The organism is Pigmentiphaga sp. NML030171 (assembly GCF_002188635.1).
Lineage (GTDB): Bacteria > Pseudomonadota > Gammaproteobacteria > Burkholderiales > Burkholderiaceae_B > Pigmentiphaga > Pigmentiphaga daeguensis.
The window spans coordinates 131,272-144,821 of the sequence record NZ_NINX01000038.1 but is presented as its reverse complement, the minus strand read 5'-3'; the positions used below and the strand labels follow the sequence as shown (position 1 = coordinate 144,821).

General features: G+C 68.3%; 15 protein-coding genes and 1 pseudogene. 13 read left to right on the top strand and 3 right to left on the bottom strand.

Annotated features, from left to right (window positions below; all coding sequences use genetic code 11):
• The first annotated feature begins 7 nt into the window (after positions 1-7).
• The 12 genes from CDO46_RS18460 to ugpQ all read left to right on the top strand — a co-directional run bounded on the left by CDO46_RS18460 (position 8) and on the right by ugpQ (position 11,530).
• Positions 8-1,171, top strand: coding sequence for an ABC transporter substrate-binding protein (locus CDO46_RS18460; protein WP_087839944.1), 1,164 nt, complete (start codon positions 8-10; stop codon positions 1,169-1,171).
• A gap of 10 nt (positions 1,172-1,181) precedes the next feature.
• Positions 1,182-2,045, top strand: a complete 864-nt coding sequence (locus tag CDO46_RS18455; RefSeq protein WP_087839943.1) for a branched-chain amino acid ABC transporter permease — start codon at positions 1,182-1,184, stop codon at positions 2,043-2,045.
• Entirely contained in the window at positions 2,042-3,040 is a 999-nt protein-coding gene (locus CDO46_RS18450) for a branched-chain amino acid ABC transporter permease (protein WP_087839942.1), read from the top strand. The genes CDO46_RS18455 and CDO46_RS18450 overlap by 4 nt, the downstream gene beginning before the upstream one ends.
• Positions 3,037-3,777 (top strand): ABC transporter ATP-binding protein, encoded by a 741-nt coding sequence (locus CDO46_RS18445; RefSeq protein ID WP_087839941.1) that lies wholly within the window; start codon positions 3,037-3,039, stop codon positions 3,775-3,777. The genes CDO46_RS18450 and CDO46_RS18445 overlap by 4 nt, the downstream gene beginning before the upstream one ends.
• Positions 3,774-4,493 carry an ABC transporter ATP-binding protein gene (locus CDO46_RS18440; RefSeq protein ID WP_087839940.1) on the top strand — a complete coding sequence of 240 codons (720 nt, stop codon included), beginning with the start codon at positions 3,774-3,776 and terminating at the stop codon, positions 4,491-4,493. Before CDO46_RS18445 ends, CDO46_RS18440 begins: the two co-directional genes overlap by 4 nt.
• A gap of 33 nt (positions 4,494-4,526) precedes the next feature.
• Positions 4,527-5,726 carry a cytochrome P450 gene (locus CDO46_RS18435; protein WP_087839939.1) on the top strand — a complete coding sequence of 400 codons (1,200 nt, stop codon included), beginning with the start codon at positions 4,527-4,529 and terminating at the stop codon, positions 5,724-5,726.
• A gap of 11 nt (positions 5,727-5,737) precedes the next feature.
• On the top strand, positions 5,738-6,058 hold the full coding sequence (locus CDO46_RS18430) for a 2Fe-2S iron-sulfur cluster-binding protein (protein WP_087839938.1): 321 nt from the start codon (positions 5,738-5,740) through the stop codon (positions 6,056-6,058).
• Positions 6,059-6,092: 34 nt separating this feature from the next.
• The gene (locus CDO46_RS18425) at positions 6,093-6,665 is read left to right on the top strand and encodes a MarR family winged helix-turn-helix transcriptional regulator (RefSeq protein WP_087839998.1); all 573 of its coding nucleotides are present in this window, start codon (positions 6,093-6,095) and stop codon (positions 6,663-6,665) included.
• On the top strand, positions 6,662-7,873 hold the full coding sequence (locus CDO46_RS18420; protein ID WP_087839937.1) for an NAD(P)/FAD-dependent oxidoreductase: 1,212 nt from the start codon (positions 6,662-6,664) through the stop codon (positions 7,871-7,873). The genes CDO46_RS18425 and CDO46_RS18420 overlap by 4 nt, the downstream gene beginning before the upstream one ends.
• Positions 7,874-8,012: 139 nt before the next feature.
• Entirely contained in the window at positions 8,013-9,263 is a 1,251-nt protein-coding gene (locus CDO46_RS18415; protein ID WP_087839936.1) for a D-amino acid dehydrogenase, read from the top strand.
• Between the two features lie 42 nt (positions 9,264-9,305).
• Positions 9,306-10,757 (top strand): extracellular solute-binding protein, encoded by a 1,452-nt coding sequence (locus CDO46_RS18410; RefSeq protein ID WP_140416876.1) that lies wholly within the window; start codon positions 9,306-9,308, stop codon positions 10,755-10,757.
• Entirely contained in the window at positions 10,754-11,530 is a 777-nt protein-coding gene (gene ugpQ, locus CDO46_RS18405) for a glycerophosphodiester phosphodiesterase (protein ID WP_087839934.1), read from the top strand. The genes CDO46_RS18410 and ugpQ overlap by 4 nt, the downstream gene beginning before the upstream one ends.
• 4 nt (positions 11,531-11,534) lie before the next feature.
• Here the strand turns inward: ugpQ and CDO46_RS18400 are convergent, their stop codons facing one another.
• The 3 genes and pseudogenes from CDO46_RS18400 to CDO46_RS28830 all read right to left on the bottom strand — a co-directional run.
• A complete protein-coding gene (locus CDO46_RS18400) occupies positions 11,535-12,278 on the bottom strand; it encodes a metallophosphoesterase (RefSeq protein WP_087839933.1) in 744 nt (247 codons plus the stop codon).
• A 49-nt stretch (positions 12,279-12,327) separates the two neighbouring features.
• Positions 12,328-12,450 carry a hypothetical protein gene (locus CDO46_RS28700; RefSeq protein ID WP_254914630.1) on the bottom strand — a complete coding sequence of 41 codons (123 nt, stop codon included), beginning with the start codon at positions 12,448-12,450 and terminating at the stop codon, positions 12,328-12,330.
• A gap of 28 nt (positions 12,451-12,478) precedes the next feature.
• Positions 12,479-12,985: pseudogene (locus CDO46_RS28830) on the bottom strand (LysR substrate-binding domain-containing protein); the annotation flags it as partial.
• 19 nt (positions 12,986-13,004) lie between these two features.
• Here CDO46_RS28830 and CDO46_RS18390 point away from each other — a divergent pair.
• A complete protein-coding gene (locus CDO46_RS18390; RefSeq protein WP_132979226.1) occupies positions 13,005-13,463 on the top strand; it encodes a tripartite tricarboxylate transporter substrate binding protein in 459 nt (152 codons plus the stop codon).
• The last annotated feature ends 87 nt before the right edge of the window (positions 13,464-13,550 follow it).

Genomic DNA, 13,550 nt, shown 5'->3' with positions numbered 1-13,550 from the left:
AGGAGACATGAGGAAGCTGATAGGCGGGGCCATCGCGGCCGCGGCGGTGGCCTGTGCCGCCCAGGCGCAGGCGGCGACGATCAAGGTGGGGGTCATCGGTCCGTTCTCGGGCCCGTTCGCCCACTACGGCAAGCTCTACAAGGACAGCGTGGAGGCCTATCTGGCCAGCCACGCAGGCAAGCTTGCCGGGCACGAGGTGCAGGTGCTCTACCGTGACAACGGCGGTCCCAATCCCAGCGGCACGAAGGCGCTGGCGCAGGAACTGATCGTCAAGGACAAGGTGGACTACCTCGGGGGCTTCGTCTTCACGCCCAATGCGATGGCGGTCGCGCCGCTCATCACGCAGTCGAAGACGCCCACGGTCATCTTCAACGCCGCGACCTCCGACATCACCGAGAAGTCGCCCTATTTCATCCGTACGTCATACACCCTCTGGCAGGTAACCGTTCCCGCCGCGCGCTGGGCCTACAAGCAGGGCAAGCGCAAGATGGTCACCGCGGTCACTGACTACGCTCCCGGCGTCGATGCCGAGACGGCCTTCAAGACCGAGTTCGCCAGGCTCGGGGGCACCGTGGTCGAGTCCATCCGCATGCCCATCAGCACCACCGACTTCGCTCCTTTCGTGCAGCGGATCAAGGCCAGCGGTGCGCAGGGCGTCTATGTCTTCCTGCCCGGCGGGCCTCCCAACCTGGGGTTCGTGAAGGCCTACAACGAGAACGGGCTGCGCGCGGCCGGCATCGACTTCCTGGGATCGGCGGAGACCGATGAATTCGACCTGCAGAAGTTCGGCGACGCCGCGCTGGGCCTGACCACCGCATTCCATTACTCGGCCGCGCACGACTCCGACGCCAACCGTAAATTCATCGAGGCGCTGCGCGGGCAGAGCAAGGATGCGATCGCGAACTACGCGTCGGTGGGCGCCTGGGACGGCATGGCCGTCATCCACAGGATGATCGAGGCCACCGGCGGCAAGCGCGACGGCGCGGCGGCGATCGAGGCGGCCCGCAAGCTGTCCTGGGAAAGCCCGCGCGGACCCGTGTCCATCGATCCGGCCACGCGCCACGTGACCCAGAACGTCTATCTGCGCAAGGTCGAGCGCAGCGGCGGCCAACTGGTCAACCGCGAAATCGAGAACTTCGGACCGCAGCCGGACTTCGGGCTCAGGAAGTAGGCGCCGCCTCATGCACATTCTCGCCAACATCCTGATCGACGGAATTTCCTACGGCATGGTGCTGTTCATCATCTCCGTGGGGCTTTCCATCACCCTGGGGCTGATGCGCTTCATCAATCTCGCCCATGGCGCCTTCGCCATGACCGGCGGCTACCTGGCCGCCTGGCTGGTGCGCACCCAGTCCTGGGGCTACGCCGCGGGCGTCGCCGCCGCGGTCGCGCTGACGGCGGCGCTGGGGGCGGTGCTGGAAGCCGTCGCCCTGCGGCGCCTGTATCGCCGGTCGGAGCTCGACCAGGTCCTGTTCACCATCGGCCTGGCCTTCGTGTTCGTGGCCGCCACCAATCTCGTCTTCGGGCCGCAGGTACAGCTGATTCCGCTGCCGCCCTGGCTGGCCGGCTCGGTCGACCTGGGCATGCGCACGCTGCCCATGCAGCGCATGCTGGTCATCGCCATGGGAGCCGCGGTGGCGCTGCTGTGCGGCCTGGTGGTCTCGCGCTCGCGCTTCGGCGTCTGGCTGCGGGCGGCGGTCGACAACAAGGATGCGGCCGCCGCGCTGGGCATCAACATACGCCTAGTCGGCGGACTGACCTTCGCCGCCGGCTGCGGGCTGGCGGCGCTGGGCGGCGTGCTGGGCGCCGAACTGATGCCGCTCGAACCCTACTATGCCCTCAAGTACCTGGTCCTGGTGCTGGTGGTCGTGGCCGTGGGCGGCATGGGCAGCATTGCCGGCACGCTGGCCGCGGCGCTGCTGCTGGGCGTGATCGAGACGGCCAGCAAGTACCTGGCCTCGGAATACGGCAGCCTGTTCTTTTTCGTCGCCATGATCCTCGTGCTGTCGGCGCGGCCCCAGGGGCTGCTCAGGAGGGCCGCATGAGCCGTGCGGATATCGAGCGCGCGCTGGCGCCGTCGTCGCCGCTGCGGCATTGCGCCATCATCGCCGGCGTCGGCCTGTGCGGCCTGCTGTTGCCCGACCAGTGGCCGCTGCTGGCGCGCATCGCCGTGATGGCGTTGTTCGTCCTGTCGCTGGATCTGGTGGTGGGTATCGCGGGGCTGGCCACGCTGGGCCACGTAGCCTTCTTTGGCATGGGCGCCTACGCGGCCGGCATCGTCGCGCTGCGCTGGAGCGCCGACCCGTTGCTGGGGCTGGCGGCGGGCGCGGCGGCGGGCGCGGCGACCGCTGCCGTCTCGGGCCTCCTGGTGCTGCGCTACCAGGGGTTCACCTTCCTGATGCTGACGGTGGCCGTCGCGCAGATCCTGCACAGCCTGGCCAACAAGCTGCGCGGATGGACCGGCGGCGACGACGGGCTCTCGGGCTTCGTCATCGATCCCGTCCTGGGTATCGCGCCGTTCGACCTGGAAGGCAAGGTTGCCTATCTGTACGCGCTGGCGGTGCTTGTCGGCAGCTATTACCTCGTCAAGCGCATCGTCGATTCCCCCTTCGGCCTGTCGGTGCGCGGTATCCACCAATGCCGCCCGCGCATGCCCGCGCTGGGCACGCAGGTCGGGCTTCAGTTGTGGAAGATCTACGTGGTCGCCGGCCTGTTCGCGGGCATGGCGGGCGCGGTATCGGCGCAGATCAGCGGCATCGTGGGGCTGGACAGCTTCGGCTTCTCGCTGTCGGCCGAGGCGCTCGTCATGCTGATACTGGGCGGGGCCGGACGCTTGTACGGCGCGCTCGTCGGCGCAGCGATCTTCATGGTCCTGCATCACACGGCGTCGTCGATCAATCCCTACCACTGGCTGTTCGTCATCGGCGGCCTGCTGATGGCGATCGTGCTGGTGCCGCGCGCATCCCTGGCGGCCTGGTTCCGGGCGATGCCGCGGCCATGGGCCCATGGCGCGCGGGCCGGCAAGCAGGAGGCCGCATGACGCTCAGCGTACGCAAGCTCGACAAGTCCTTCGGCGGCCTGCACGTGACGCGCGCGGTGTCCTTTGACCTGGCGCGCGGCGAACGCGTGGCCCTGATCGGCCCCAACGGCGCGGGCAAGACCACGCTGGTCAACCTGATTTCGGGCACGCTCAAGCCCAGCGGCGGCGAGGTCCTGCTGGAGGGCCGGCGGCTGACGCACCTGCCGCAGGCCCGGCGAGTGGGCTGCGGTCTGGCCCGCACTTTCCAGATCACCACGCTGCCCGCGCGCATGCCGGTGCTGGACCAGGTCGAGATGGCCATCCATGCGCGGCAGGGCATGGCGCATCGGTGGTGGCGCCCTGCCAGCGTCTACCGCGAGGTGCGCGACGAGGCCTGGGCCATCCTGGAGCGCCTGTCGCTGGAGCCGGCGGCGGGCCGGACGCCCGGCGACCTGGCCTACGGCGAGCAGCGCCTGGTGGAGATCGCGCTGGCCCTGGCGCTGCGGCCCTCGGTGCTGATGCTGGACGAACCCATGGCCGGCGTGCCGCGCGGGGAAGGGCGCACCGTGCTGCGGGCGCTGGAGGAGCTGCCCGGCAGTCTTTCCATCCTGATGATCGAACACGACATGGACCTGGTCTTCAGTTTCGCGCAGCGCATCATCGTGCTGGCCGAGGGACGCATCATGGCCGAGGGCACGCCGGACGAGATCCGCCGCCACCCCCAGGTGCGGGCGGCCTACCTGGGAGCGAAGGCATGAACCCCGGCGCTCCCTTGCTGGAACTGCAGGGCGTGGTGGCCGGCTACGGCCCGGTCACGGTGCTGAACGGCCTGGGCATGGCCGTGGAGGCGGGCAGCCTGACCGCGCTGCTGGGCCGCAACGGCGTGGGCAAGTCCACCACGCTGAAGGCCATCATGGGCCTGGCCCAGGTCAAGGCGGGACGCATCCTGTTCGAGGGGCGCGACATCACGCGCTGCCGGCCGGACGAACGCGCCGGCCTGGGATTGGGCTACGTGCCGCAGACCCGCGACATCTTTCCTTCCCTGTCGGTGGAGGAAAACCTGGTGGCGGGCCTGAAGCGCTTTCCCGCCGGCGATCTCGACCAGGCCTACGCGCTATTCCCGCGACTGCGCGAGCGGCGGCGCAACCGGGGCAACCAGTTGTCGGGCGGCGAACAGCAGATGCTGTCCGTGGCCCGCGCGCTGCTTGGCCGTCCGCGCCTGCTCCTGCTGGACGAACCGCTGGAGGGGCTGGCGCCCGTGATCTGCCAGGAACTGCTGGAAGCCTTCCGCCGGCTGGCGGCCCAGGGCGGGCCCACCATGCTGATCGTCGAGCAGCAGGTGCAGGAGGTCCTGGCCTTCGCCCGCCAGGGCGTCATTCTGGAGCGCGGGAGCGTGGTCCACCAGGGAGACTGCGCGCAACTGCGTACCCGCGACGACATTCTCGATCGTTACCTGGGCATGGCCGTCGCGTGACGGCCATGCCCCGAACCTACCCGTGAGGCGAACATGACCGATATAGCCGCCGACATTCCCGTGGTCGATTTCGACCCGTTCAGCGACGAATTCCTGACCGACCCCTACGACTACCACCGCCGGATGCGGGATGCCGGCCCGGTGGTACACATTCCGAAGTACGGCATCCTGGCCGTTGCCCGGCATGCCGAGGTCCATGGCGTGCTGAACGATTGGCAGACCTTCATCTCGTCGGCGGGCGTCGGACTCGCCAATTTCCGCACGGAAAAGCCGTTCCGGCCGCCCAGCCTGATCCTCGAGGCCGATCCGCCGCAGCATACGCGCTCGCGCACGGTGCTGGGCCGCATCCTGTCGCCCAGGACCGTGCAGCAGATCCGTCCGCAATTCCAGGCGGTGGCCGAGGCGCTGATCGACCGGTTGGTGGAGAAGGGCACGATAGACGGTGTCAAGGAACTGGGAGAGGCCTATCCCCTGAAAGTGTTTCCCGACGCGGTCGGCCTGACGGAAGACGGGCGCGAGAACCTGCTGGCCTATGGCGACATGGTGTTCAATGCCTTCGGCCCTCGCAACCAGCTGCTGGTCAATGCCGCCAAGCGGGTCGAGCCGCTGACGGACTGGATCATGACCAACTGCCAGCGCCGGAACCTGCGCCCGGGCGGATTCGGCGACCAGATCTACCAGGCGGTCGAGACCGGCGAGCTGACCGAGACCGAGGCGCCGATGCTGGTGCGCTCCTTCCTGTCGGCGGGCGTGGACACCACGGTGAACGGCATCGGCAATGCACTGTGGTGCCTGGCGAACCATCCGGACCAATGGGACAAGCTGCACGCCAATCCTGCGCTGGCCCGCCAGGCCTTCGAGGAGTCGCTGCGCTTCGAGGCGGCGGTGCAGACTTTCTTCCGCACCGCCAGCCGCGATTGCGAACTGGCCGGCGTGCCCATCCGCTCGGATACCAAGGTGCTGACCTTCCTGGCCTCGGCCAACCGCGATCCGCGCCAGTGGCAGGACCCCGACGTGTTCGACATCGAGCGCCGTGCCACCGGCCACATGACCTTCGGTTCGGGCCTGCACGGCTGCGTGGGGCAGGCCGTGGCGCGGCTGGAAGGCGAACTGATCCTCTCGACGCTGGCCCGCCGCGTGCGCCGCATCGAGCCGCTGGGGCCGCCCACGCGGCGCCTGAACAACACGCTCAGGGCGCTGGCGAGCCTGCCCCTGAAACTCCACGCAGCATGAAGGAAGGATGTATGCCCGAAGTTCATCTGATCCAGCCCGACGGCCGGCGTGTCACCCTGGACGTGCCGGTGGGCACCAGCATCATGCAGGCGGCGGTGTCGGCCGGGGTGGCCGGCATCGTCGCCGAATGCGGCGGTTCGTGCATGTGCGCCACCTGCCACGTCTATGTGGACGAGACCGCCCTGGCCCGGCTGCCCGCCATGCTGCCCACCGAGCACGAGATGCTGGAGTGCACGGCCGCCGAGCGCCGTCCCGGCAGCCGCCTGAGCTGCCAAGTTAAAATGACGGAAGACTTGGCCGGGCTGTCGTTCACGCTGCCGGAGAGCCAATAACCCATTATCCACGCACGCCATGCGTGCCCGAGGCATGACCGCCAGACAACGAGAACGTCCGACGCGCACCGACGCGCCGCAGGGCCCCGCCGTCGACCTAGACCGCTATACCCCCGCGTATTTCACCTTCATCGCCAACAAGCTGGCGCGCGGTGCGTCCAAGCATTACCTCGAGACCTACGGCGTCGGCATCGAGACCTGGCGGATCATGGTCATGCTGGCGATCGAGGGCAAGGTCACCGCGCAGCGCGTGTGCCAGCTCATCGGCATGGACAAGGCCTCGGTCAGCCGGACCTTCAAGAGCATGCATGCGCAGGGCCTGATCTCGTTCAGTTCCGACGACCACGACGGCAGGTTGCGCCACGCCGCGTTCACGCCGCGCGGACGCGAGATGCACGACAGCATCATGAAGTTCGCGCTCAACCGCGAACAGGCATTCCTGTCGGTGCTCGCGCCGGACGAGGTGGACGTGCTGATCGATCTGCTGCGGCGCCTGCACGAGAACCTGCCCATGGTGGACGCCACCTCCGACGCCTTCATGGAAACCCAGCGAGCCCGGGGGCTGGTCCCGCCCCGCGGTCCGCGCCGACGCAAGGTAAGCACATGACCCGACTCGTTATCGTGGGCGGCGGACACGCCGCCGCGCAGCTGGCCGCCTCGCTGGCGGAAAAGCAGTTTCCCGGCAGCATCGTCCTGGTCAGCGACGAGCCCGAGATCCCTTATCACCGGCCGCCGCTTTCCAAGACCCTGATCAAGGATCCGGAGGCGCCGCTGCCCGAGCTGCGCGGCGCGTCCTTCTACGAGCAGGCCGGCATCACGCTGAGGCTGGGCACCCGCGCGCTGTCCATCGACCGGGCCGGCAAGCGCCTGCGGCTGTCGTCGGCCGCGGGGCAGGAAGACCTGGCCTACGACCACCTCGTGCTGGCCACGGGCGCGTGCGTGCGCGAACTGCCGCAGGCACCCGTGGGGACGCCCGGCGTGCACTATCTGCGCACCTATGCCCAGGCGCGGGCACTGCGCGATGCGCTGCCCGGCGCCCGGCGGGTGGTGGTGCTGGGCGGCGGCTTCATCGGTCTCGAGATCGCGGCCACCGCCCGCCACCTGGGCAAGGAAGTGACCGTGTTCGAATCCATGCCGCGCCTGTTGACGCGCTCGGTGTCGCCCGAGATCTCGTCCTTCCTGCTGGAGACGCATCGCGCGGCGGGGGTGGACATACGCCTGGGCAGTTCGGTCGACGGCCTGGAGATGGCGCAGGGCAGGGCGGTGGGCGTGGTGTCGGGCGGCGCGGCCGTCCCCGCGGACATCGTCATCGCCGGCATCGGCGCGACGCCCAACGTGGACCTGGCACGGGACGCCGGCCTGGCCTGCGACAACGGCATCGTGGTCGACGCCACCCTGTCCACCGAGGATCCGGCCATCTCCGCCATCGGCGATTGCACGTCCTTCCCGCATCCCGCATGGCCGCAGCCGCTGCGGCTGGAATCGGTGCAGAACGCCAACGACCAGGCCCGCACCCTGGCCGCCCGGTTGTGCGGCGATCCCCAGCCCTATACCGCCGTGCCCTGGTTCTGGTCGGACCAGGGCGAGGCGCGCCTGCAGATCACCGGCCTGTGGCGCCCGGGCTACCAAAGCGTCGTGCGGCCGGCGGCGCGCGGCACCGGCTTCTCGGTGCTGCATTTCGACGGGGACGCGCTGCGGGCCATCGAGTCGGTGAATTCGCCGGTGGACCAGATGACGGCCCGCAAGCTCATGCAGGCCGGACTGTCGCCCGCCAAGGGCACGGCGGCCGATCCGGCCGTGCCGCTGAAGGCCTGAGGCCAGGCCCGGCCGAACTCCTCCGGCCGGAGGCCGGGCGCTTGCATGCCGCCGCCTCGGGAGCGATACACTTACGCTTTCCGCCGCCTGCCGGGGCGGCGCCGCGGTGGACATGGTCCGCCAGGCCCGAGGAGCAAGAATGAGAGTTGTCGTATTAGGTAGCGGTATCATCGGCACGTCCAGCGCATGGTGGCTGCGCCAGTCCGGCCACGACGTCACGGTGATCGACCGCCAGCCTGGTCCGGCGCAGGAAACCAGTTTCGCCAACGGCGGCCAGATCTCGGTTTCGTATGCCGAGCCCTGGGCCAATCCGCAGGCTCCGCTCAAGCTGGCGCGCTGGCTGCTCCGGGGCGACGCGCCGCTGCTGTTCCGGCTGCACGCCGACTGGCACCAGTGGCTGTGGTGCATGGCCTTCCTGCGCGAGTGCCTGCCCGGCCGGCTGCCGCGCAACGTGCGGGCCCTGGTCAATATGGCGGCCTACAGCCGCAAGACCCTGCAGGACATGCGCGCCGAACTGGGCATCCCTTACGATCATCTCGAGAAAGGGATCATCAATTTCTATCGTGATCCGGCCGAATTCGACGCTTCGCAGAAGGCGGCCGACCTGATGCGCGAATACGGCGTCGACCGCCGCATCCTCAGTACCGAGGAACTGGTGGCGCTGGAGCCGGCCCTGGCGCCGCAAAGCCACCGCATCGTCGGTGCCGACTACACCGCGGCCGACGAAAGCGGCGACGTCTATCTCTTCACCACCGCATTGGCCGAGAAGGCCGCCGCGGCGGGCGTGGAATTCCGTTTCTCCACCCAGATCACGCGCCTGCTGGACGAGGGCGGGTGGGTCAAGGCGGTGGAGACCATCGACGCCCACGGTCGCTACGCCAAGGTGCAGGGCGACGTATTCGTGGCCGCGCTGGGCAGTTTCACGCCGGAGCTGGTGCGCCCGCTGGGCGTTTCCTGCATGGTCTATCCGGCCAAAGGCTATTCGGCGACATACCCCGTTACGGATTCCACCCGCGCTCCCACGGTCAGCCTGACGGACAGTGCCCATAAGGTGGTATTTTCGCGGCTGGGCGACAGGCTGAGAGTCGCGGGAACCGCGGAACTCAGCGGCTATTCCCGCGCTCTGAACACGGTGCGCTGCCAGGCGCTCACCACCTTGACGCGGGAGCTCTTTCCAGGAGCGCTGGACTTCGACAAGGTGTCGTACTGGTCGGGACTGCGCCCCGCCACGCCGTCGAACGTGCCCCTGATCGGCCGCACGCGCCTGCCCAATCTGTACCTGAACACCGGGCACGGCACCTTGGGGTGGACCATGGGCTGCGGATCCGGGAAGGCCTTGGCCGACCTGATATGCGGCCGCCGGCCGCAGGTGGATTTTCCCTTTTTGTGAGTGTGTCTCTTGAGCTTGACCATGTTTTCGGAGAACGGATCGATGCAGCCGACTAAGCGCTGGTTGAAATGGGGTGTGTCGGTGTTCGCCGCCGGCGTCCTGGCCGTGGGCGGCCTGGGCACGGCAGCGGCGCAGGGCGCCAAGAAGGGCAGCGCCAAGCCGGCGACCAAGGCCGCGCCGGCCAAGAAGCCGGCGGCGGGCGCCGCCAAGGCCGCTGGCGCCGCGGGTGCCGCCGGTGCCGCCGCCGCGATGGCCGCGCCTTCCGGTCCGATCGAGTTGCAGGTGTGGCATACCCTGAACCCGCAGCAGGCGGCGGAGTTCGATTCGCTGGTGCAGCGCTTCAACGAACAGCAGCACGGCTTCACGGTCAAGGTCACGGCCAAGCCTTCGGTCGAGGCGCTGATCGAGGATGGCACGGCCGCCGTGCGCGCGCGCCGCGCCCCGCACCTGGTCGAGCTGCCCGACAACCGTTCGCCTGAGTTCATCGCGCGGCAGGGAGCCATCCTGCCCATGTACGAATTGCTGGCCAAGTATCCGATCAAGGACCTGCGCTGGTTCCTGCCGCAGACCACCGCCGGCATGAGCGATGCGAAGGGCCGCCTGCTGGCGCTGCCCTGGATGGCCGACATCCCCGTCTATCTCTACAACCGCGACCTGTACCGGCGCGCGGGCCTGGATCCCGATACCCCGCCGCGCACCTGGCGCGACATGCAGGCGCATCTGATCGCGCTGCTGCAGAATGGCGTCAACTGTCCCTACGCCACGAGCTGGCAGACCTGGGTGCACGTGGAAAACCTCTCGGCCATGCACAACACGGCCTACGCCACGCGCAACAACGGGCTGGAAGGGCCCAACGGCGCCCAACTGCTGGCCAACGACCTGCTGCACGTCCGCCATCTGGCCCTGATGATGAGCTGGGTCCGCAGCCACCTGTTCCCGGTGCGCACCGACCAGGACCAGGCCGATGCCGCGTTCGCGTCCGGCGAGTGTGCCGTGCTGACCAGCGGCAGCAGCGCGCTGGCCCAGGTTCAGGGCAAGGCGACGTTCTCGTACGGCGTGGCGCCGCTGCCCTATTACGAGGAAGAGGCGTCGCGTCCCAGCACGCCGTTCGTGGGCGGTTCCGCGTTCTGGGCGCTGGGCGGCCACTCCACCGCCGAACAAAAGGCGCTGGCCACCTTCATCGCCTACCTGGCCACGCCGGTGGTGGCGGCCGAATGGCACCAGAAGACCGGCTTCCTGCCGCTGACCGAAGCGGCCTACCGCGCCTCCGAGGTGTCGTTCTACAAGAACATCCCCGGCGCCGAGAACGTGGTGCGGGCCATGGCCAATCCGCCCGCCAAGTTCACGCGGGGCTTCCGCCTGAACAACTACGATCGCGTGACCGACATCATCAACAGCGAACTGAACGCCGTCTGGAACGGCGTCAAGCCGCCCAAGCAGGGGCTGGACGATGCCGTGGCGCGGTCGTCGGCGGTGATGAGCGCGAAGAAATGACCGCCGGGGAAGGCGCCGTTTCCATCAGGACCTGGCCCTATCCCCGCGTGGTGGCTCATAGGGGTGGGGGCGCGCTGGCCCCCGAGAACACCCTGGCGGGCATGCGCGAGGCCCATGCCCGCCGCATCGGCGGCGTCGAGTTCGACGTCATGCTCGCCGCCGACGGCGTTCCCATCCTCATGCACGACACCCGGCTCGGACGCACCGTACCCGGCGTGGGAGACGTGGGGGCATTCGCGTCCGCAGACCTGGCGCGCATGGACGCCGGCGCCTGGTTCGATCCGCGCTTCCAGGGCGAGCCCGTGCCGCGCCTGGAGGACATCGTGCAATGGCTGCGCCGCCATGGCGTCTGGATGAACATCGAGATCAAGCCCATGCCGGGCCACGACGTGGATACCGGGCAGGTGGTGGGGCAGATGGTGCAGGATCTGTATGCGGGGGTTGCCGATCCCGCCGGGTTGCCGCTGTTCTCGTCCTTTTCCGCCAAGGCGCTGGGCGCCGCGCGCGAAGCCGCGCCGGACATTCCGCGCGGCCTGCTGGTGGAGGGCGTGCCGCCGGACTGGCGGACCCGGCTCGAAGCCCTGGATTGCGTGTCCCTGCACTGCCGGCACGACCTGCTCGATGCCGGGCTGGCGCGCGACATCAAGGCCGCGGGGTACGGCCTCATGTGCTACACGGTCAACGATCCGGAGCGGGCGCGCGAACTCTTCTCATGGGGCGTGGATGCCCTGTGCACCGATCGCTACGACCTGATCGGCGCCGACTTCCGGTAAACCGTCAGATCTCCACTACCAGGCCGGGGTCGAATTCCCCGTTTTCGCCCGGATAGCCGCCCGGGTTCGCCACCACGCGCGCCTTGCCGATGCGATAGTCGAAACAGGTGTGGGTATGGCCATGTATCCAGAGGTCGGCCTTGGCCGCCAGGTCGTCCAGGTTGGACGAGAAGGCCGGCGACAGCTGGTTGCCCTTGTACTGCTGCGGCACCGAACGTTCGCTGGGCGCATGGTGGGTGACGACCACCGTGGGGCCGGCGTGGGGCGTGTCCAGCTGTTGTCCCAGCCAGGCGCGAGCAGCCTGGTGCAGGGCGATGCAGGCCGCCGGCGTGAACTTTCCCTGGTCGGTGTCGATGCAGCTGAAATCGGGCATCACGCGCACGGCCATGGCTTGCGCCAGTTCATCGCCGGGCGATCCATACAGCGCGAAATCGGCCCAGAGCGTGGTGCCCAGGAAGCGCACGCCATCCAGCTCCACCGCTTCGTTCTGCAACAGGTGCACGCCGTGCCGGCGGGCCGTCTCGCGCATCTTGCGGTCCAGCCTGCCCATGTGGGCGGAATAGAACTCATGGTTGCCCGGCACGTAGACGACCGGCGTCTTGCCGAAGGCCCGGCCGGCCCAGGCGATGCCGAGATCGTGCGTATGGATGTCGCCGGCCAGGACGACCAGGTCGGCGTCGACGTCGGGCAACGGGCGATTGCCGTTGAAGTGTTCGTGGTGGAGGTCGGACAGAATGCGGATGCGCATGGTCGTCGGAATCCGAGGCGATGGCACGGATCGACTAGCGTAGCACGGCCTACCGGGCCTCTTGCAGTGCCGCCCGGACCGCGTCCCGCGTCAGGTGCGGAGCGAACATCCTGATGAAGTCGAAGGTGTGGTTGCGCAGATAGGCATTGATGCGCAGGGAAATCGACGTCATGCTGGGTTCGAACAAGGTGGCTGGCGTCGATCACTTTCCATCGCCCGCTGAAAGCCGGGTCGTGCGTGATGATCGGATAGGCCGCCACGTCGCGCAGGGTGGGCTTGCGGATCTTGAGCAGCGGATGACCCACCTTGGTGATGATGGAACGCTCGAGCTCGAAACAGTCCATGCGGACCAGCGTCGGGAAGGCTCGCGTGGTTTCCGTGCCCACGGCAAGATCGGCCACGCCTGCTTCCACCATTTCGCAGATCTGCGTCGGATTGCCCTGGCGCAGGTGCAACTGCACCTTGGGATGCTGGCGGATGAAGCGCTCGATGACCTGGGGCAGGACGTAGCGGGCCTGCGTATGCGTGGTGGCGATGGTCAGGCTGCCCCCTTCGCGCGAGGAAAGCTCTTCGCCCAGCCGTTTCAGGCTGTCGATGTCGTTGAGCACGCGCTGGGCGATGGCCACGACTTCTTCGCCGGGTTCGGTCAGGCCGACGATGCGGTTGCGCTTGCGGGCAAAGACCTCGAACCCGAGTTCTTCTTCCAGTTGCTGCAGATGCTTGCTGATGCCGGGCTGTGGCGTCGACCTGACGCCAGTCCATTACAAAGGGGATTCGGCCGCCATCGTCGACCTGCTGGGCGGCCAGGTGCAGATGATGATGTCCAGCATCTCCGGCCTGCTTCCCAACGTGCAGAACGGCAAGCTGCGGCCCATCGCGGTAACGGGCAGGACGCGGTCCCCGACCATGCCCGACCTGCCTACCATCGCCGAGTCGGGCTATCCCGATTTCGAGGTCATCACCTGGTTCGGCCTGGTCGCGCCGGCCAGGACCCCGGATGCCGTCGTCGCGCGCCTGAACCGGGAAGTGCTGCAGGTGCTCAAGCAGCCGGAGGTCAGGGAGAAACTGTCCGGCATGGGATTCGAGGTGGTGCCGAATTCGGCGGAAGCGTTCTCGCGCTTCATGGCCGAGGAGAACGTCAAGTGGGGCTCGCTGGTGCGCGAACTGGGGCTGAAGGGACAGTGATGGATGTCCTGCCCGCATCGCCGGACCTGGATGAAAACATCCGGCAGTAAGTAGTTCACACGCTACCCGGGCACAGAGCTGCCCGGC